Origin of the sequence: Stenotrophomonas sp. CC22-02 (assembly GCF_004365115.1) — a bacterium.
GTDB lineage: Bacteria > Pseudomonadota > Gammaproteobacteria > Xanthomonadales > Xanthomonadaceae > Stenotrophomonas > Stenotrophomonas forensis.
In genome coordinates, this window is record NZ_SOCO01000001.1 from 1,884,465 (window position 1) to 1,903,674 (window position 19,210).

Below are 19,210 nucleotides of genomic sequence, written 5' to 3' on the forward strand. Positions count from 1 at the left end.
TCAGCCTCAGCACATCACCGTGAACCCCACCGTGGTCAGCCCATTGCGGCTGGCCACGAACACGTCGCCGCCATGCAGCATGGCGATGGCCTTGACGATCGAAAGCCCAAGGCCGTGGTGGCGTTCGCCCCGGTACTCGCGGGCCTGGTCTACGCGGTAGAAGCGCTCGAACAGCAACGGCAGGTGCTCGGCGGCGATGCCCGCACCCTCGTTCATCACCGCGATACGCGCGCCCTCGCCTTCGGCCTGTAGCTGCACGCGCACCTCGCTTCCCGGCGTCGCATGCTGCACGGCGTTGTGCAGCAGGTTGGTCAAGGCCCGCCGGAACAGCGACGGGTCGATGCGGGCAGTGGCGTCACCCTCGATGTGCAGAGTCAGCCCGGCATCCTCGAACAACAGCTCGAGGAAATCGCCCGCGGCCGCCACTTCCTCGGCCAGCGCAACCTCACGCGTCTCCATGGCGATGTCACCCTGCCCGGCCCGCGACAGGAACAGCATGTCGTTGACGATGGCACGCAGCCGCTCCAGCTCTTCCAGGTTGGACTGCATCACCTCCTGCAGTTCGGCGTTGTCGCGCGGCCGCGACAGCGCCACCTGGGTCTGGCCCATCAGATTGGCCAGCGGCGTGCGCAGTTCGTGGGCGACGTCGGCGTTGAAGCCGTCCAGGCGGGTGTAGGCCGCTTCCAGCCGGTCCAGCGCGCCATTGAACGCGCCGGTCAGATGGCCGAGTTCCGCAGGCAGGCCATCGGCCGCCAGGCGCTGCGACAGCCGCTGTGGACTGAGCGAGCGCGCCTCGTCGGAAAGCGCGCGCAGCGGTGCCAGCCCCAGGCGTGCGATCCAGTAACCAAGCCCGGCCACCAGCAGCACGCCCAGCGCACCTGCGATCCACAGCGCCCAGGCAAAGCGCTGCAAGGCGTGGGTGTACGGCTCCGAATCGATGCCGATCCACAGGTCCACCGCCGGCCGCACCCCCTTGCCCGGCACGTGTTCGTAGAGGGTGCGCAACGGGTGCTCGCCTGCCCGCTGCAACGTCCCCATTCCGGCATCACCCTTGGCTGGCGGTCGCACCTTGGGACGCTCCGCCCCGATGCGGAAGGTCGGATCGTCACTCCAGGCCCAGACCAGCGTGTCGCGGTCGCCGGAGATCAGGTTGCCGACCTTGTCGCGCACCTTGCTCCAGCGTTCGCGGGTATCACACATGGCCACGCTGCCGCTGACCGCGTGCAGCTTGGTCTGCAGCTCGGCATGCTGATAGCGCACCACCTGCCGCTCCAGCACGCCGTACACGCCGAGGCCCAGCAGGGTGAACACCAGCAGCGCAGCCAGCGCGAACATCGCCGACAGGCGCTGCGCAATCGACATCCTCATCGACCATCGTCCTCGTCGTCGCGCACTTCCAGTACGTAGCCCATGCCGCGCACGGTGTGCAGCAGCTTGCTCGGGTACGGGCCATCGAGCTTGCTGCGCAGCCGCTTGATCGCCACTTCCACCACGTTGGTATTGCTGTCGAAGTTGATGTCCCAGACCTGGGCGGCAATCACCGTCTTGGACAGGATCTGGCCGCGTCGCTGCGCCAGCAACGCCAGAAGCGCGAACTCCTTGCCGGTCAGGTCCAGTCGCGCGCCGTCACGATAGGCACGGCGCGCCAGCAGGTTGACCTGCAGGTCGCCCACCTGCAGCTCGGTCGGCTCCTGCTGGCGTCCGCGCCGCACCAGCGCCTGCAGCCGCGCCAGCAGTTCGATGAACGAGAACGGCTTGACCAGATAGTCGTCGGCGCCCTGCCCCAGCCCATGCACGCGATCATCCACGCGGTCACGCGCGGTCAGCATGATCACCGGGGTCTGCTTGCTGCGACGCAGTTCGCGCAGCACGTTGAAGCCATCCATGCCCGGCAGCATCACGTCCAGCACGATCACGTCGTAGTCGAATTCGCGGGCCAGGTGCAGGCCGGTCACGCCGTCGGCGGCCAGGTCCACCGCCCAGCCCTGCTCGCCCAGGCCGGTGCGCAGGTAGTGGGCGGTCTTGCTCTCATCCTCGACGATCAGCAGTTTCATCCGGGCTCCGTCAGCGCGGCGCCGGCCGCTGCCCTGCGCTCACGTCGGCGCTGCAGGAACAGCCGGTCCAGGGCCAGGTAGATCACCGGGGTACTGTACAGGGTCAGCACCTGGCTGATCAGCAGGCCACCCACCACCGCCACGCCCAGCGGCTGGCGCAGCTCCGAGCCGGTACCGAAGCCGATCATCAGCGGGATGGCGCCGAGCAGTGCCGCCAGCGTGGTCATCATGATCGGGCGGAAACGGGTCAGGCAGGCCTCGTGGATGGCCTGCATGGGTGTCAATCCACGATTGCGTTGCGCATCGAGGGCGAAGTCGACCATCAGGATGCCGTTCTTCTTGACGATGCCGATCAGCAGCACGATGCCGATCAGCGCCATGATCGAGAAGTCCAGGCCCCACAGCCACAGCATCAGCACCGCACCGATACCGGCCGAAGGCAGGGTGGACAGGATGGTGAGCGGATGCACGAAGCTCTCGTAGAGCACGCCGAGGATGATGTAGACCGCCAGCAATGCGGCCAGGATCAGCATCGGCTGGCTGGCCAGCGACTCCTGGAACGCCTGTGCGGTGCCCTGGAAACGGCCACTGATGCTGGCGGGCATGCCGATCTGCGCCTGCGCCTGCCCGACCAGGGTGACCGCCTCGCCCAGCGAGACACCCGGCGCCAGGTTGAACGACAGGTTCACCGCCGGCAGCATGCCATTGTGGCTGATCGACAGCGGACCGTTGCCCGGCGGCTGCACCTGCGCCACCGCCGACAACGGCACCATCTGCCCGGTGAGCGGCGAGCGCAGGTGGAAGTAGGACAGCGCATCGACCTGGCCGAGCAGGCCCGGTGCGATCTCCAGGATCACCCGGTACTGGTTGGTGTCGGTCTGGAACTCGTTGATCTGGCGCTGGCCGAAGGCGTCGTAGAGCACCTGGTCGATATCGTTGGCGGTCAGGCCGAAGCGCGCTGCGGCGGTGCGGTCGATCTGCAGCCGGGTGACACTGGCGCCCACCTGCTGGTCGTTGGACACGTCGCGCAGCTGCGGCAGGCCGCGCAGGCGCGTGGTCAGCTGTTCGGCCCAGCGCGACAGTTCGCGGCTGTCCTGCCCGCGCAGGGCGTACTGGTACTGGGTGCGCGACGGCCCGGCACCGAGGTTGATGTCCTGCGCGGCGCGCATGTACACGGTGATGCCGGGCACGCTGGCCATCTTCGCGCGGAGGCGGTCGATGAAGGCGTGCACGTCCACGTCGCGGTCGCCACGGTCCTTGAGGATGAACCAGAAGCGCCCGTTGGACAGCGTCTGGCTGCCACCGGTTGCGCCCACCGCATGGTTGTAGGCCAGCAACGCCGGGTCCTCGGCGGCGATCTTCGCCAGTTGCTGGTGCTTGGCCGCCATCTCCTCGAAGCCGATGTCCTGTGCCGCTTCGGTGGTGGCAATGACGAACGCGGTGTCCTGCAGGGGGAAGAAGCCCTTGGGAATCATCACGTACGACGCCACGGCCACCGCCACGGTGGCGCCGAAGCCGAGCAGTATCAGCCGCGGATGGCCAAGCGCCCATTGCAGGCTGCGGTCGTAGCCGGCCAGCAGGCGCCCGGCCAGTGTGTCCTGGCTGTCCCGATGCGCCGGCATGCGCTTCATCAGGTGCGCGGCCATCATCGGCGCCAGTGTCAGCGAGGCCACGATGGAGATCAGGATGGCGACGGTGATGGTCAGCGCGAACTCGGCGAACAAGCGCCCGACCACGCCGCCCATGAACAGCAGCGGGATGAACGCCGCGATCAATGACAGGCTGATCGAAACCACGGTGAAACCAATCTCCTCGGCCCCCTTCAGGGCGGCCTCGATCGGTCCCAATCCGGCCTCCCGATGACGATGGATGTTCTCCACCACCACGATGGCATCGTCCACCACGAAGCCGACCGCCACCACCAGTGCCACCAGGGTGAGGTTGTTGAGACTGAAACCGGCTACATACATCGCCGCGAAGGTGGCCACCAGCGCCACCACCAGCACCGCGCCGACGATGAGCGTGGCCGACAGCTGGCGCAGGAACAGGCCCATCACCAGCACCACCAGCACGATGGTCAGCACCAGGGTCACTTCCACCTCGTGCAGCGAGGCGCGGATGGTGCGCGTGCGGTCGTTGAGCACGTCCACATCGACGCTGGCCGGCAGGTTCGCACGCAGCTCCGGCAGTGCTGCCAGCACTGCGTCAGTGGTGCGCACGATGTTGGCGCCCGGCTGCCGGCTGATGATCAGGCCCACGCCCGGCTGCCCGTTCGGCCACGCCTGCACGTAGGCGTTCTCGGCACCGTCGACCACCTGCGCGACGTCGCCCAGCGTCACCGGCGAGCCCGCGCGGTAGGCCACCACCAGCTGCCGGTAGTCCTGCGCATCGAACAACTGGTCATTGGCTTCAAAGGTGGACGTCCGCTGCTCGCCCATCAGCGCGCCCTTGGCCTGGTTGAGGCTGGCGTTCTGGGCCACCCCGCGCAGATCGGACAGGGTCATGCCCATCGCCGCCAGGCGCTCCGGCTGGGCCTGGATGCGGATGGCCGGGCGCTGCTGGCCGACGATGTTGACCTCGGACACGCCACTGATCTGGCTGATCGAACGCGCCAGCCGGCTTTCGGCCAGATCGCTCAGCTCGGTCATCGACATCTGCGCCGACACCACGCTGAGTACCAGGATCGGGCTGTCGGCCGGATTGACCTTGCGCCAGGTCGGCAGGTTCGGCAGGTCGCTGGGCAGGCGCCCGGCGGCGGCATTGATCGCCGCCTGCACTTCCTGTGCGGCGGTATCGATGTCCTTTTCCAGATCGAACTGCAGCGTGATCGAGGTGCTGCCCAGCGCGCTGGTGGAGGTCATCTCGATGATGCCAGGCACGCCGGTCAGCTGCGTTTCCAGCGGCGTGGCCACCGCCGACGCCATGGTGTCGGCACTGGCCCCGGGCAGACTGGCATTGACCCGGATGGTCGGGAATTCTGCCTCCGGCAGCGGCGCCACCGGCAGCCGTGGCAGTGCAGCCACGCCGAGCAGCACCACCGCCAGGGTGAGCAGCGTGGTCGCCACCGGGTGCCTGACGAACCAGCTGGACAACGAGACACGCGCACTCATGGGGCGGCCCCGCCCTTGGCAACCGGCACGGCCGCTGCCGCGGCTTCAGCGACGACCACACCCGGGCGCAGGCGCGACTGCCCGTCGCGCACGATCACATCGCCCACGCGCAGTTCGCCCTGAACCGCCACCTGCCCGTTCTCGGCCTCGCCGACGGTGACCGGCAGGACTTCCACGCTGCCGTCGCCGAGCACGCGATAGACGAAGCTGCCGTCCACACCGCGCTGGATGGCCGCCGCCGGCACCACCAGGGCGCCGGTGCTCTGGCCGGTGCGCACGCGCACGCTGACCAGCTGGCCGGGCCACAACCGATCATCGGCATTGGCAAAGCGCGCACGCAGGCGCACGGTGCCGGAGGTTTCCTCCACCTGGTTGTCGATCACCTGCAGGCGGCCTTCGGCCAGCAGCTGGCCGCCGTCGCGGTCCAGCGCCTGCACCGCCACTTCACCGGAGGCCAATGCCTGCCGCAGCTGCGGCAATGCGTCCTGCGGCAGCGCGAACACCACCGAGATCGGGTCGGTCTGCTGCACGGTGACCAGCCCCTGGGTATCGGTGGCGCGCACCAGATTGCCTGGATCGACCTGGCGCAGGCCGATGCGGCCGTCCATCGGCGCCAGGATGCGGGTGTACGACAGCTGCACCTGCGCGGCGTCCACCGCCGCCTGGTTGCCGTGCCCGGTCGCCTGCAGCTGCTGTACCGTCGCGGCCTGTTGTTCAAGCATCTGCCGGGAGACCAGCTGGTCGCTGGACAGGTGCTGCAGGCGGGCCAGGTCCGAGCGTGCGGCATCCAGCGTGGCGCGGTCACGCACTACTGCGGCCTGCGCGCCGCCCAGATCGGCGCGGATCGCGCGATCATCGATGCGTGCCAGCAGCTGTCCCTTGCGCACCTTCTGGCCTTCCTCGAACAGCACCTCGGTGAGCACGCCATCGACCTGCGGCCGCAGCACCGCGCTCTGCAGCGACTGCACCGTGCCTACGCCGCTGCGCCAATGCGCCACATCGCGCTGCTCGACGCGGCCGGTGACCACCGGCACCGGTGGTGGGGTACTGGCCGGCTGCGCGTCACCTCGCGATACGCCATGGAACAGCATCACCAGCGACAGCACCACCAGCAACAGCGCACCCACTGCAAGGTGGCGGCGACGCATTCGAGCGGACAGGAAAGGAATTCGCATGCGGGGAGTCCATACCGGTGCCGGCGCGGGGGCTGCGCGGGCCTGATGCCATCCTGGCCAGTGGCCTCCAGCGCCTGGCTGTCGCCTGCCTGACAATTCCGTCAGCTGCACGGCCATCGGGCGTCGCGTGAACGATGGCCCACCCACCTGCGCGATCACCGGCCTTCTTCGCGCCTCCCTTACGGAGCGGTGCCGATCATCCGGCCATGGGCGCCACGCTGGCGATCCACACCCTCCCAGGAGAACGCCAATGATCGCTTTCCGCTTCCTCCCCGCTGCCCTCGTGATGGCCAGCACCCTGCTGCTGGGCGCCTGCTCCAGGCCGCAGGAGGCCAGCAAGGCCACCGCAGCCGAAGACGTCACCCAGGTGAAGCTGCTTCCCTCCTACGAGTCGCTGGACAAGGACAAGGACGGCATCGTCACCCTGGCCGAAGTGGATGCGGTCGCACCGGACTGGGCCGAGCGCCTGCACACCTGCGATACCGACCGCGACCAGAAACTGAGCCGCGGCGAATACGACGTCTGCAAGCAGACCGCACCTGCGGCCGCGCATTGATTCCCGGCGCCGGCGCGCCTGTGCGCGCGCCTGGCCGTGTTGGCCGCGCACGCTCTCCCGCCCGTGGCTATACCAAGGTATAGCCGGGCTAACCCACGAGCCTCTAGGACTGCCCCATTCAGGGGCGGACAATAGCGCCACTGGCCAGGGCAACCCTGGCCGGCACCCTCCCCTCATGGAGACGCAGATGGACCCCGACCCTGCCGGGCGCGACGCGCCCCGGATGCCTGCCTGTTGCCTGTTCCTGGCGCCTGCCCGCCGGTCCCTGCCTGCCTGAGTGACGGGGGATCGCCAGGTGCCGCCTGCCTGGAGATCGCCCCCATGTCCTACAAGATCCTCTACATCACCCTGCGCCGCCTGATCGGTGAGCGCGATGTTGCCGCCCTGCGCAGCCAGCTGCTGCAGCACGGCCCGGTCATGTTCGCCCGTTCGCTGTCGCTCGGCTCGCCACGCGTGGTGGCCGACGCGCTGTCACTGCTGCCGATCAGCGAGCGCATCAACGTGCTGCGCCACCTGCCCTACCCCCTGCGCGATGCGATGAAGCCGCTTTGCATCGGCGGCAGCCAGCGCCTGCACATGCAGCCGTGGTCGCCGGCGGTGCTGGCGATGCGCCACGCCTGACCTGTCCCACCCGTTCCGTTCGTGTTCCGGCCCCGGCCGGCTCTGACATTCGAGGAGAGTCCCATGAGCCTGCTCAACGCCTGGTTCAACGCCTTCCTGCGCAGCCGTCGCGCAGGCAACCTGTTCCGCCGCCGTGCGATGCCCGAGGCTGGCTTCGGCCCGGGCAGTGCCGAAGTGGCGCCGTTCGCGCTTACCACCGGCCTGGTCACCCTGGCCCAGCAGCCGGAAGCCGAGCTGCTGGCCACGCTGGATTCGCATGCCGATGGCCTCAGCCCGCACGAAGCCGGGGAGCGGCTGGCCACGCTCGGCCCCAACGAGGTCGATCACGAAAAGCCACTGCCGTGGTGGCGCCACCTGTTTCAGTGCTACCGCAATCCGTTCAACCTGCTGCTGACCGTGCTGGCGGCGGTGTCCTGGCTGACCGAAGACCTCAAGGCGACGATCGTGATCGGCGCGATGGTGCTGCTGTCCACGCTGATCCGTTTCGTGCAGGAGGGCCGTTCCAACCGCGCGGCCGAACGCCTGAAGGCCCTGGTCGGCAACACCGCACGGGTGCTGCGCCGCAATCCGGGTACCGAGGCCGCCGACGTGGCCGACCAGTATTTCGGTGCACACCTGCACAGCCGCCGCCCGGCGCGCCTGCTGGACCTGCCGATCCGCGAACTGGTGCCCGGTGACCACATCGTGCTGTCGGCCGGCGACATGATTCCAGCCGACTGCCGCGTGCTGACCGCCAAGGATCTGTTCGTGGCGCAGGCGGCGATGACCGGTGAATCGCTGCCGGTGGAGAAGTTCGCGCACCCGGGCGATGGCCTGGCCGGCCTGCTGGAGCAGCACAACCTGCTGTTCATGGGCACCAACGTGGTGTCCGGCACCGCCACCGCCATCGTACTGGCGACCGGCAACCGCACCTACTTCGGCACCCTGGCCCAGCGCAGCACCGCCACCGACCGTGCGCCCACCGCATTCCAGGCCGGCGTCAACAGTGTCAGCTGGCTGCTGATCCGCTTCGCGCTGGTGATGGTGCCGTTCGTGCTGCTGATCAACGGCTGGACCAAGGGCGACTGGACCGAGGCGTTCCTGTTCGCGCTGTCGGTGGCGGTGGGGCTGACCCCGGAAATGCTGCCGATGATCGTCACCTCCACCCTGGCCAAGGGCGCGGTGCTGCTGTCGCGGCGCAAGGTGATCGTCAAGCGCCTGGATGCGATCCAGAACTTCGGCGCGATGGAAGTGCTGTGCACCGACAAGACCGGCACCCTCACCCAGGACAAGATCGCTCTGGAACGCCACACCGACGTGTTCGGTCACGATTCGGAGGACGTGCTGTCCTTCGCCTACCTCAACAGCCATTTCCAGACCGGGCTGATCAACCTGCTCGACCGCGCGGTGCTGGAGCACGTGGAGCTGCAGAGCTCGCTGCGGCTGTCGCAGGACTACCACAAGGTGGACGAAATCCCGTTCGACTTCGAGCGCCGCCGCATGTCGGTGGTGGTGTCCGAGCGCGAGGATCATCATGAGCTGATCTGCAAGGGCGCGGTGGAAGAGATGCTGGCGGTGTGCAGCACCGTGCGCGAGAACGGCCACGACATGCCGTTGGACGAGCGCCGCCTGGCACGCGTGCGGCAGACCACCGAGGAACTGAACGAACAGGGCCTGCGCGTGGTGGCGGTGGCGATGAAGGAAACCGCAGCCAGCCAGACCGCCTACTCGCAGGCCGACGAGTGCGACCTGACCCTGGTCGGCTACGTGGCCTTCCTCGACCCGCCGAAGGAGTCGGCCGCGCAGGCACTGCAGGCGTTGGCCGCGCATGGCGTGGAGGTGAAGGTATTCACCGGCGACAACGAACTGGTCACCGCCCGCGTCTGCGCCCAGGTCGGGCTGGACGCGGACACGATCCTGACCGGCCCGCAGATCGAGCGCATGGATGATGGCGCACTGTCGCGGGCGCTGCACCACCATCGCGTGTTCGCCCGGCTGACGCCGCTGCACAAGGAGCGCCTGGTGCGCGAGCTGCGCGCACAGGGCAAGGTGGTCGGCTTCCTCGGCGACGGCATCAACGATGCACCCGCGCTGCGTGCGGCCGACATCGGCATCAGCGTGGACAGCGCCGTGGACATCGCCAAGGAGGCTGCCGACATCATCCTGCTGGAAAAGAACCTGATGGTGCTGGAGGAAGGCGTCATCGAGGGCCGGCGCACCTTCAACAACATGCTCAAGTACATCCGCATGACCGCCAGTTCCAACTTCGGCAACGTGTTTTCGGTGCTGGTGGCGTCGGCCTTCCTGCCGTTCCTGCCGATGCTGCCGCTGCAGCTGCTGGTGCAGAACCTGCTGTACGATATCTCGCAGATCGCCATTCCGTTCGACAACGTGGACGAGGAGCTGGTGCGCAAGCCGCTGAAGTGGAACCCGGCGGACATCGGCCGCTTCATGGTGTTCTTCGGGCCGATCAGCTCGATCTTCGACCTGACCTGCTTCGCCCTGATGTGGTACGTGTTCGACGCGCGTACCGTGGCCGACCAGAGCCTGTTCCAGTCCGGCTGGTTCGTGGTCGGCCTGCTCACCCAGACCCTGATCGTGCACATGATCCGCACGCCGAAGGTGCCGTTCCTGCAGAGCATCGCCGCGCCGCCGCTGCTGCTGATGACCGGCCTGATCATGGCCATCGGCGTGGCGCTGCCGATGAGTCCGCTGGCTGGCTACTTCAAGCTGCAGGCCCTGCCGGCCAGCTACTGGCCGTTCCTGGTGGCGATCCTGTTCGGCTATGCAGTGCTGACCACCGCGCTGAAGAAGTTCTACATCCGTCGCTACGGCTGGCAGTAAGCGCCGGTCGTCTTGTCCAGGGAGAAATGGATGCTCGACATCAATCCGAACCTGCCGGCGTTCAACGCCGGCGCCACCCTGAGCTCGCTGATCAGCCTGACGGTGGCCTTCGTGCTGGGAACGGCCATCGGCCTGGAACGGCAACTGCGCCAGCGCACTGCCGGGCTGCGTACCAACACGCTGGTGGCGGTAGGCGCGGCGGTGTTCGTCGACCTGGCCGTGCGCTTCCATGACCTGTACGGCGGGCCGCCGTCGCCGCTGCATGTGGTGGCCTATGTGATTTCCGGCGTCGGCTTTCTCGGTGCCGGCGCGATCATGAAGGACGGCGCGCAGGTATCCGGCCTGAACACCGCTGCCACCCTGTGGGGCTCGGCGGCGGTGGGAGCGTGCGCCGGCATCAAGCTGCTGCCGGAGGCGCTGATGGCGGCGCTGTTCGTGCTGGCCGCCAATACGCTGCTGCGGCCGGTGGTCAATCGCATCCAGCGGCAGCCGCTGCCGGAAGCCTTCAGCGAGGCGACCTATGCGATCAACGTGGTCTGCCAGCGCGAGCAGCAGGCCGACGTGCTCGACCAGCTGTTGCTGCTGCTGGAGCAGGCACAGTACCCGGTGCGCGCAGTGGACCAGCGGCCGTTTGGCGAGCGCGATGTGGAGATCGAAGCAGTGCTGTATGCCACCACGGTCGATGCCGGCGAACTGGATGCCGTGCTGGCAACGCTGGCGACCACGCCTGGCGTACTGCAGGGGTTCTGGAACGCCAGCCTGGAGGAGTAGCGAGGCGGACTACTCGGGGTCGTGCCGACCAACGGTCGGCACCCACCCGCAGCCAGCACATCCTGCCTTCGCACCCTGCCTCGGTAGGTGCCGACCGTTGGTCGGCACAAACCATCAGATGCCATGCCTGCCGCTGCGGTAGTGCCGGCCGCTGGCCGGCAACCTCATGAACTCCGGGAAGATCCTGCAGATGCCGGCCAGCGGCCGGCACTACCGGTCGGCAACCGACCCATGCCCGCTTTGCTATCCTTTCCACCCACGCCAGGGAGCCACCCCGATGCCATCGCTGTCGCCCCGTCGCCCCCTGGTGCTGCTGGCCCTGATCGTCGTGATGGCGGCGATCTTCCTGATCGACACCGTCACCGACTACGCCGTTGCGGCGGCGTGTTTCTACGCGGCGGTCATCCTGGCCGCCTCGCGCGTGCTGAGCGCACGTGGGCTGATCGCGCTGGCCCTTGCCTGCATCGCGCTGACCGCTCTGAGCTTCTTCCTGACCCGCTTCGGCACCTACCGCATCGGCCTGGTCAATTCGGTGATCGGCATGCTGGTGATCGGCATCACCACCTACCTGGCCCTGAACATGGAAGCGGCCAAGGCGGCGGTGCAGGAGGCCCAAGGGCGCTTGCTGCGGGTCGCGCGCGCGTCCACCGTGGGCGAGCTGACCACCTCCATCGCGCACGAGGTGAACCAGCCGCTGGCGGCCATCGCCAGCAGTGCCGAGGCCTGCCAGCGCTGGCTGGCACAGGACCCGCCGAACGTGGACAAGGCGCGGCAGACCGTGGCCCGCATCCTGGCCGATGCGCACCGCGCCGGCGACGTGATCGCGCGCATCCGCGGCCTGACCCAGGGTGCCGCGCCGGAGCGACGCGCCTTCGATCTGAACCAGGCGGTGGAAGAAATGCTGGCACTGTCGCGCAGCGAGCTGGATCGGCATGGCGTGGCGGTGGCGCTGCTGCTGGATGCCGACCTGCCACCGGTGCAGGCCGACCGGGTGCAGGTGCAGCAGGTGATCGGCAACCTGATCCTCAATGCGGTCGACGCGATGGAAGCGGTGCCTGCCGCTGACAGGCGCCTGTCGCTGCTGACCCAGCGCGACGGCCAGCGGATCAGCCTCAGCGTGCGCGATCGCGGTGTCGGCCTCCCCGCCGACCATCCCGAGCGTGTATTCGATGCGTTCTGGACCACCAAGTCACATGGTCTTGGCCTCGGCCTCAGCCTCAGCCGTTCGATGATCGAAGCCAACGACGGCCGGATCCGCGCCGAACGCCCGAGCGGCGGCGGGGCCTGCTTCGTCTTCGACCTGCCCATCGCCACGGATGTTCCTCATGCGTAAGCCCACTGCCCCGGTTGTCGATCCGGCACCGATCGTCTACGTGATCGACGACGACCCCTCGGTGCGCGCGGCGCTTGAGGATCTGTTGGCTTCGATGGGACTGCAGGTAAGGGCCTTCGCCTCCACCCAGGCGTTCCTGGACCACGAACTGGACGATGCACCGGCCTGCCTGGTGCTGGATGTGCGCATGCCGGGCCAGAGCGGGCTGGAGTTCCATCGCAGCATGGGCACGCATGGCCTGCAGCTGCCGGTGGTGTTCATCACTGGCCACGGCGATATTGCGATGGGCGTGAACGCGATCAAGGACGGCGCCATCGAATTCCTGACCAAGCCGTTCCGTGACCAGGAGCTGCTGGATGCGATCCACAAGGGCATCGAGCTGGACCGCCAGCGCCGCCGCGACGGCGAGGCACTCGATGCCCTGCAGCAACGCTGGAACACGCTCAATGCCGGTGAGCGCGAGGTGGTCGATGGGGTGGTACGCGGGCGGCTCAACAAGCAGATCGCCGGCGACCTCGCGGTCAGCGAGATCACGGTGAAGGTGCGCCGCGCACAGGTGATGCGCAAGATGGGCGCACGCAATCTGGTCGATCTGGTGCGGATGTACGACCGCTTGCAGGCGGGCACGCCCTGACCCTGCAGCAAGGCAGAGCGGTCGGCAGCGTCGCACCGCATTCCGCCTGCGCTATTTCCGGGTGGCCAGCACGATCACCCCGGCCACGACCAGGCCGATGCCACTCCACTCGCGCAGGTTGGGCCGTTCACCCAGCAGCAGATAGGCCAGCACGATCACCAGCACGACGCTGAACTTGTCGACCACCGCGACCTTGGCCAGTTCGCCACTCTGCAGCGCGCGGAAGTAGAACAGCCATGAGGCGCCGGTCGCCAGGGCGGAGAGCACCAGGAACAGCTGGGTGCGCCCCGGCAGCAGCAGCGGGTTGGACCACTTGCCGGTCACCACCACCAGCGGCAGGATCACCGCCGCCACGATCAGGGTGCGGATGGCCATGGCCAGGTCCGAGTCGACGCCCTTGACGCCGACCTTGGCGAACAGCGCGGTCAGCGCCGCGAACACGGCAGACAGTCCAGCCCAGATCAACCACTGCGGTAGGTTCTGCACAAAGGCCTCGCTTGCCTGCGCCGGCACGTGCGCCAACGCTACTCCACCCTGCCATCGGTGGGGCTTCACCTGACCATCACCCCCGTTACAATGGACCTGGAATCGCCAGGGGGCGATCAGCAGGGAGCGCTTCATCGATGCTCGAACAGGACGCCACTCTCATTCGCAACGGGTCCGTTGCCCTGGCCAGGGCGGCCCTGCCATGCAGCGCGAGACGCCTGCCCGGCCGCCCCACCCATCCGCAGCGATCTGCCCGCTCTGCGCGGCAGGATCTTTCCAGCACGCCCTGACCGGAGCCGTCGATATGCCCGAGAACACTCTGCTTGCCACGCCGGCCGCTACCGCGCCGATCACCTACCTCGACCGCGCCATGGCTACGCTGCGCCGCTTGGGCCTGGCCGCCCCGCAGGACAACAACGCACCGGCCATCGCGCTGGTTTCGCAGCTGTCCACGCTTGACCAGGGCCGCGTGGTGGCCATCGCCCGGGTGCTGCAGCAGTCCGGCCATTTCAATGCCGTGATGCGTGATGAAATCAGCTCGGCCAAGGTGTCCGACCGCTACACCGAGATCGTCCGCGCCTTCGACAGCATCCGTGACGATGCCAGCACCATGGTCGAACAGGTCCGCGACGGCAAGATCGACATGGGCGAGCGCCTGCAGAACCTGTGGATGAAGGTCACGCGCGGCGATATCCCGAGCCGGTTCGAGAAGATCCGCCGTACGTTCCTGGAGGTCAGCCGCGATTCGGCCGAGCAGCTGCAGCGTGAATCGCGCGTGCTGGAGATGTACGGCGACTTCCGCCTGTCGATCAAGGATGCCGAGATCCAGGCGCATGAGCTGTTGAAGCTACAGGAGCAGAGGCTGGCCGAAGCGCGCGAAGCGCTGAAGCAGGCGCAACAGCGCGTGGAATCGGCCGACCCGGCCGCTGATGCCGCCGATACCGGTCGCCTGGTGATGGCCCGCGATGAAGCGCTGCGCAGCAGCCAGGCCGAGGAGTCGCGCTACCAGCTGGCCAAGGATCTGGCCGAGAACCTGCAGGTGAACTACGCCACCTCCGAGGCCATCATGCTGCGCGTGCACCAGTCGCACGAGGTCAAGCGCCGCGTCAACGAGCGCTCGGTGGTGTTCTTCTCTACCAACGAAACCAGCTTCACCGCCTTGAACCTGGCCTTCACCACGCAGATGGGGCTGCACGAGTCCACGCAGGCGCTCAATGCGATGACCGAGGGCACCTCCAAGGGGCTGGAAGCGGTGGCCAACATTGGCGATGAAGTGCTGCACGAGGGCCTGAAGGCCGGCTACGGCGCCACCATCGGCGTCGATTCGGTGCGCAGGCTGGTCGATGCGGTGGTGCGCTTCCAGGAGACGTCGCTGCAGGAAATCGAGCAGCTGCGCAGCCAGGCCACCCGCGACTCGGCGGAGATTGCCGAGTATGTCGAACAGGGCAAGCAGCGTTTCGCCGCACTGCTGCAGGCACCGCCGAGCCCGGAGCCGCGCTGACGTGAGTGCGACGATGGCCCCTGCCGAGCTGCAGGATGCGTTGCTGACCATGGACGTGGTCGACCAGCTGCGCTACCGCAATGCCGAAATGAAGGCACTGGCCGACAGCGGCCATGACCAGGCGAGGCTCAAGCAGCGCCTGCTTGAACTGTACCGCTCGCAGGGCATCGAGGTCTCCGACGAGATCCTCGAGGCCGGCATCCAGGCCCAGCGTGAGCAGCGTTACCTCTATGCTGCGCCGCGCGGCTGGAAGGCCTGGTTGGCCCGGCGCTGGATCGATCGCCGTCGGCTGCTGAAGTGGGCGCTGATAGCGGCGTTGGTGCTGCTGGTGCTCGGTGCGCTGCTGATGATGGCGCGCAGCTTCGGCGCGTTCGTGCACGAAAGCAACGTGCAGAAGAACGTCCAGGTGTTGAACGACAAGGTGGCAGCGCAGCAGCAGGAAGCCGCGGCAGCGCGTGCCCTGCTGGCCCGGCAGGAACAGTCCCTGCAGGGGCTGCTGCCGCGCGCCAGCGCCAGTGCGGAGCGCCTGCAGTCCCTGACCGAGCGCGCCCAGTCAGCGCTGGCGGAAGCGCAACGGCGTTTCGCCGGCGTGCACGCCGCCATGGCGGGCCTGCCCACCCTGATCCGCCAGGACAAACTCACGCGTATCAGCAGCGGTGGCAGCGCCACCGGCGAACAGGCCGCCGCCCAGGTGGAGCAGCAGCGGCAGGCCGCCGCAGCGCTGCTGGCGCGCGCCAGGGAAACCCTGCCCGCACTGACCGAGCGGGTGACCACGCTCGGCCAGGCCATCGATGCCAGCGAACTGCTGGACACCACCGACACCGCCGCAAGGGCGGCACGCCTCACGCCGGACGCCGAGAAGGTACGCGCACGCGCCTACACCGCCGGCGATGTCGCACTTCGCGCCGGCGACATGGCCGCGGCCACCCAGGCGGTCACCACCCTGAAGGAGCTGATCGGCAGCGCCGACAAGCTGGTCGCACTCAACGAGCGGCTGGCCCAGCTCAAGGCCGACGGCCTGGCCACGGGCGTTGCGGGCGAAGACCGCAAACGGCTGGAACGTGCGCTGGACCAGGCCGCCCAGCGGGTCCGCGTCGAGACACTGGCCGAAGCCGGGCCGGCGATCGACGAGGTCGGCCAGCTGGTTGCGTTGCTGTCCAAGACCCTGGTGTACCGCATCGTCAACCGTGACGGTGAGCGTACCGGCGTCTGGCGCTACAGCGAAAAGGCCAATGGCAGCCGCAACTACTACCTGGTGACCGAAGCACTGGACGAGGCCGGCAACGCCACCGAACTGCTGATCCGCAACGAGGAAACCGGCAAGGATGAGTGGGCCTCGCTGTTCGCCGTACGCGTGCCGGAGACCACCTACAACCGGGTCGCAGCCGACAAGCAGGACAACGGCATCATCGAGGACGACCAGATCGGCAGCAAGCCGCGCGGCAGCCTGTCGCCGCGTTTCCGCATGCCCACCACCGGCGGCTACATCACCCAATGGTGATGGGTAAGGAGCTGACATGAGAGATTTGAACGACGCCATCGCCGACGTTGTGGCCGATATCCGGCAGGTCCAGGCACGGCTGGCCGAGCGTGGCGATCAGTGCCGGAACCTGATCGAGGAACAGGAATCCCTGCACGGGCAGGTGCGCGAGGAGTTCAACGCACTGGCGCGCCTGCAGGCCGAGGCGGCCGTGGATTCGCCACCGGTGGTGGCCCGCGACCTGCTGCAACAGTCCAACGCCGACCTGAAGCGCCGCGATCGCAAAGCAACGGTGCTGGCCGACGAGCTGCGCGTACTGCTGGACATCGAACAATCACTGCAACAGCGTTCGCAAGAGGCCATTGCCACACGCAATGCGGCCGGTGAGCGGTTGCAGGCCCTGCAGGAGCAGGTGGACACCACACTGGACGCAGAGCCGGGTTATCGGGCGCTGCAGAGCGACCTGCAATTGGCCGAAGCGCGCGCCGATACGGTCGAGCGCATGGCCGCTTCGGCGCAGGCGGAACATGACGCCAAGGCCGGCGCCTACCAGGCCGACCCGATCTTCATGTACCTGCATGGCCGCGGCTTCGGCGGCACGGTCTATCGCGGCTGGCCAGTGGTACGCACCGTCGATGGCTGGCTGGCCGAGCTGTGCGGATTCGACCGGGCGCGTCGGGAGTACGCAACGCTGGTCGAGCTTCCGCCTTACCTGCAGCTGCATGCCGGACGTGCCCGCGACGAGGTCGCTGCGGCGCGTGAGCCGGTGCAGCAGGCGCGCGACGCCGCGCTTGCCCACGCAGGTGGCGACCCGCTGCGGCAGCAGTTGCAGGCGGCACAGGGCGAGGTGGCACAGGCGTTGCTGGCCGAGCAGCTGCACCGGCAGGCCGTGGATGCCAAGCAGGCAGAGATCGATGGCTTCCGCAGCTGGACCGATGCCGAAGGCAGCGCCCTGCTCGTCGCGCTGGCACGCAGGCTGTCGGCCACCAGCATGGACGACCTGTACCGGCGCGTGAGCGTCACCGCCTCCGGCGAAGACGATGCCGTGCTTGAACGCATCCACCGCACTCGTCTTCGCCTGGACGAGATCGAAGGCCTGGTCGGTGAGCACACCCGCGAAATGGCTGTACTGAAGAAGCGCCTGGACGACCTGCAGGCCGCCCGCAGCAGCTACCAGGCCGCTGCCGACATCGAGCGCCAGGCCTACAAGGCGTCGACCTACCGGGCGGCCACCTCGTCCACGGTCGCCGCGTCCTTCTTCAGCACAACCAGCAGCCGAAGCGCCACCCGCTCCTCTGGCAGCCTGTTCGACCTGCTTGCGGGCGGATCCAGCAGTTCAAGCTCTCGTTCCAGCTCCAGCTCCAGCTCGAGTTCGAGTTCAAGCTCCAGTTCCAGTTCCAGTTCCAGTTCCAGCGGCAGCAGCTTCCGCAGCGGCGGCGGCATCAGCGGTGGCGGTGGCTTCAAGACCGGCGGCGGGTTCTAGCCCTCCACCTGCCGGGTGCGCCGCTTCAGCCGCGTGTCCAGCAGTCCCACGCCCAGCAGCACCAGGCTGGTCAGCCATCCGGCGGCCAGCAGGTGCATCCGCGGCAACGCCAGGCCCAGCACCAGCAGCGCGGCGGCGCCCAGCAGATGCGAACGCGGCGCGTGCCCGTAGACCACGCGCTTGTACAGCGCGCTGCCCAGCAGATAGATCAACGGCCCGGCCACCAGCACCGTGGCGTACACCGTGCTGACGGCTGCACGCGGTTGGTCCATGACCAGATCGTTGCCCACCGCCGTGGCGATGATGCCGGCGATCAGCAAGGCATGCACGTAATGGAAGTTGGCGCCCATCCGCCCGGGGTCTTCGGCATGGGTGATGGCCTCGGTGGCATCGCGGCTGGAGATGCCGAAGTACAGCCACCACATGGCGATCGTGCCGGCGAACGTGGCCAGCACCGCCGAGACCACTTCCCCGCTCCAGTGCTCGACTTCACTGAGCACGCCGCCGGTGGCCAGCAGGGTCTCGCCCAACGCCACGATGACGAACAGCTGGCAGCGCTCGGCCAGATGCCCGCCCTCGATGGTCCAGTCGCGGGTGTGCGAACGGCCCATGCCCGGGAACGCGAAACCGAACATCGGCGAGATGTACTCGCAGGCCACCGCCACCGCCCACAACGCCAGGCGCAGAGCGCCATCGGCCGCGGCACCGGCCAGCCAGAAGCACGCCGAAACACTGACCCAGGCCAGCATGCGGCGGAAGTTGGGGGCCAGCGGATGGTTGCGGCCGACCTCGAACAGGACGAATGCCGTGCGCCCCACCTGCATCGTGGCGTAGGCCCCGGCGAACATCCAGGCCCGGTCGGCAAACGCCTCGGGAATGGACGACGACATCAGCAGCGCCAGCAGCATGGTGGCAAACAGCAGTCCGCGGATGCGCGGCGCCTGCGGGTCGAACCAGTTGCTGACCCAGCAGGCGTACTGCCAGCCCAGCCAGACCGCGAACCAGAGCACCAGGGTCTGCAGCACGCCGGCCAGATCAAGGTGGTGCAGCAGGTGGTGGCTGAGCTGGGTGACCGCAAACACGTAGACCAGGTCGAAGAACAGTTCTTCGTAGGTCACGCGGGCATGGTGGCCATCGCGATGGCGCAGCGCGGGCAGGCGCAGTCGGGTGCTCATGGCCGGCC

General features: G+C 67.9%; 15 protein-coding genes. 9 read left to right on the top strand and 6 right to left on the bottom strand.

The genetic code is table 11. The features are described 5' to 3' along the window. Positions 1-6: 6 nt before the first annotated feature. From N440_RS08720 to N440_RS08735, 4 genes are read right to left on the bottom strand one after another with little or no spacing between them, the layout of a single operon-like run. Positions 7-1,368 (bottom strand): heavy metal sensor histidine kinase, encoded by a 1,362-nt coding sequence (locus tag N440_RS08720; RefSeq protein ID WP_133934775.1) that lies wholly within the window; start codon positions 1,366-1,368, stop codon positions 7-9. Next, on the bottom strand, positions 1,365-2,054 hold the full coding sequence (locus N440_RS08725) for a heavy metal response regulator transcription factor (RefSeq protein WP_014037326.1): 690 nt from the start codon (positions 2,052-2,054) through the stop codon (positions 1,365-1,367). The genes N440_RS08720 and N440_RS08725 overlap by 4 nt, the downstream gene beginning before the upstream one ends. Next, a complete protein-coding gene (locus N440_RS08730) occupies positions 2,051-5,164 on the bottom strand; it encodes a multidrug efflux RND transporter permease subunit (protein WP_133934776.1) in 3,114 nt (1,037 codons plus the stop codon). The genes N440_RS08725 and N440_RS08730 overlap by 4 nt, the downstream gene beginning before the upstream one ends. Then, positions 5,161-6,339 carry an efflux RND transporter periplasmic adaptor subunit gene (locus tag N440_RS08735; protein ID WP_243831313.1) on the bottom strand — a complete coding sequence of 393 codons (1,179 nt, stop codon included), beginning with the start codon at positions 6,337-6,339 and terminating at the stop codon, positions 5,161-5,163. The genes N440_RS08730 and N440_RS08735 overlap by 4 nt, the downstream gene beginning before the upstream one ends. A gap of 250 nt (positions 6,340-6,589) precedes the next feature. On the opposite strand from N440_RS08735, the gene N440_RS08740 reads away from it, so the two are divergent. The 6 genes from N440_RS08740 to N440_RS08765 all read left to right on the top strand — a co-directional run bounded on the left by N440_RS08740 (position 6,590) and on the right by N440_RS08765 (position 13,077). After that, complete coding sequence (locus N440_RS08740; protein ID WP_133934777.1) at positions 6,590-6,895, top strand: hypothetical protein; 306 nt, start codon at positions 6,590-6,592, stop codon at positions 6,893-6,895. A gap of 321 nt (positions 6,896-7,216) precedes the next feature. Further along, positions 7,217-7,516, top strand: coding sequence for a hypothetical protein (locus N440_RS08745; protein ID WP_006447714.1), 300 nt, complete (start codon positions 7,217-7,219; stop codon positions 7,514-7,516). Between the two features lie 63 nt (positions 7,517-7,579). Further along, on the top strand, positions 7,580-10,339 hold the full coding sequence (gene mgtA, locus N440_RS08750; protein ID WP_133934778.1) for a magnesium-translocating P-type ATPase: 2,760 nt from the start codon (positions 7,580-7,582) through the stop codon (positions 10,337-10,339). 30 nt (positions 10,340-10,369) lie between these two features. Beyond that, positions 10,370-11,110, top strand: coding sequence for an MgtC/SapB family protein (locus N440_RS08755; RefSeq protein WP_133934779.1), 741 nt, complete (start codon positions 10,370-10,372; stop codon positions 11,108-11,110). A 277-nt stretch (positions 11,111-11,387) separates the two neighbouring features. Beyond that, positions 11,388-12,443, top strand: a complete 1,056-nt coding sequence (locus tag N440_RS08760) for an ATP-binding protein (RefSeq protein WP_133934780.1) — start codon at positions 11,388-11,390, stop codon at positions 12,441-12,443. Continuing rightward, on the top strand, positions 12,436-13,077 hold the full coding sequence (locus N440_RS08765; RefSeq protein ID WP_133934781.1) for a response regulator: 642 nt from the start codon (positions 12,436-12,438) through the stop codon (positions 13,075-13,077). The genes N440_RS08760 and N440_RS08765 overlap by 8 nt, the downstream gene beginning before the upstream one ends. Positions 13,078-13,128: 51 nt before the next feature. Here N440_RS08765 and N440_RS08770 read toward each other — a convergent pair whose 3' ends face one another. Then, positions 13,129-13,563 (bottom strand): EamA family transporter, encoded by a 435-nt coding sequence (locus N440_RS08770; protein WP_133934782.1) that lies wholly within the window; start codon positions 13,561-13,563, stop codon positions 13,129-13,131. Between the two features lie 304 nt (positions 13,564-13,867). Here N440_RS08770 and N440_RS08775 point away from each other — a divergent pair, with 304 nt between their 5' ends. The 3 genes from N440_RS08775 to N440_RS20345 are packed head-to-tail and all read left to right on the top strand — an operon-like array spanning position 13,868 to position 18,027. Beyond that, positions 13,868-15,064, top strand: a complete 1,197-nt coding sequence (locus N440_RS08775) for a cell surface protein (RefSeq protein WP_133934783.1) — start codon at positions 13,868-13,870, stop codon at positions 15,062-15,064. 1 nt (position 15,065) lies between these two features. Next, positions 15,066-16,565: a DUF6384 family protein gene (locus N440_RS08780; protein WP_243831314.1), complete on the top strand. Its 1,500-nt coding sequence runs from the start codon at positions 15,066-15,068 to the stop codon at positions 16,563-16,565. Between the two features lie 16 nt (positions 16,566-16,581). Further along, complete coding sequence (locus N440_RS20345; protein WP_166671548.1) at positions 16,582-18,027, top strand: hypothetical protein; 1,446 nt, start codon at positions 16,582-16,584, stop codon at positions 18,025-18,027. Here N440_RS20345 and N440_RS08800 read toward each other — a convergent pair. Then, positions 18,024-19,202 (bottom strand): low temperature requirement protein A, encoded by a 1,179-nt coding sequence (locus N440_RS08800; RefSeq protein WP_133934787.1) that lies wholly within the window; start codon positions 19,200-19,202, stop codon positions 18,024-18,026. The two genes, N440_RS20345 and N440_RS08800, sit on opposite strands and share 4 nt — an antisense overlap. Positions 19,203-19,210: the final 8 nt, after the last annotated feature.

What these genes read in the sequence shown, in the direction of transcription:
- N440_RS08755 (WP_133934779.1), top strand. Translation starts at nt 10,370, where the DNA reads ATGCTCGACATCAATCCGAACCTGCCGGCGTTCAACGCCGGCGCCACC.
- N440_RS08735 (WP_243831313.1), bottom strand. Translation starts at nt 6,339, where the DNA reads ATGCGAATTCCTTTCCTGTCCGCTCGAATGCGTCGCCGCCACCTTGCA.
- N440_RS08730 (WP_133934776.1), bottom strand. Translation starts at nt 5,164, where the DNA reads ATGAGTGCGCGTGTCTCGTTGTCCAGCTGGTTCGTCAGGCACCCGGTG.
- N440_RS08775 (WP_133934783.1), top strand. Translation starts at nt 13,868, where the DNA reads ATGCCCGAGAACACTCTGCTTGCCACGCCGGCCGCTACCGCGCCGATC.
- N440_RS08765 (WP_133934781.1), top strand. Translation starts at nt 12,436, where the DNA reads ATGCGTAAGCCCACTGCCCCGGTTGTCGATCCGGCACCGATCGTCTAC.
- N440_RS08800 (WP_133934787.1), bottom strand. Translation starts at nt 19,202, where the DNA reads ATGAGCACCCGACTGCGCCTGCCCGCGCTGCGCCATCGCGATGGCCAC.
- N440_RS08720 (WP_133934775.1), bottom strand. Translation starts at nt 1,368, where the DNA reads ATGAGGATGTCGATTGCGCAGCGCCTGTCGGCGATGTTCGCGCTGGCT.
- mgtA (WP_133934778.1), top strand. Translation starts at nt 7,580, where the DNA reads ATGAGCCTGCTCAACGCCTGGTTCAACGCCTTCCTGCGCAGCCGTCGC.
- N440_RS08740 (WP_133934777.1), top strand. Translation starts at nt 6,590, where the DNA reads ATGATCGCTTTCCGCTTCCTCCCCGCTGCCCTCGTGATGGCCAGCACC.
- N440_RS08725 (WP_014037326.1), bottom strand. Translation starts at nt 2,054, where the DNA reads ATGAAACTGCTGATCGTCGAGGATGAGAGCAAGACCGCCCACTACCTG.
- N440_RS20345 (WP_166671548.1), top strand. Translation starts at nt 16,582, where the DNA reads ATGAGAGATTTGAACGACGCCATCGCCGACGTTGTGGCCGATATCCGG.
- N440_RS08745 (WP_006447714.1), top strand. Translation starts at nt 7,217, where the DNA reads ATGTCCTACAAGATCCTCTACATCACCCTGCGCCGCCTGATCGGTGAG.
- N440_RS08760 (WP_133934780.1), top strand. Translation starts at nt 11,388, where the DNA reads ATGCCATCGCTGTCGCCCCGTCGCCCCCTGGTGCTGCTGGCCCTGATC.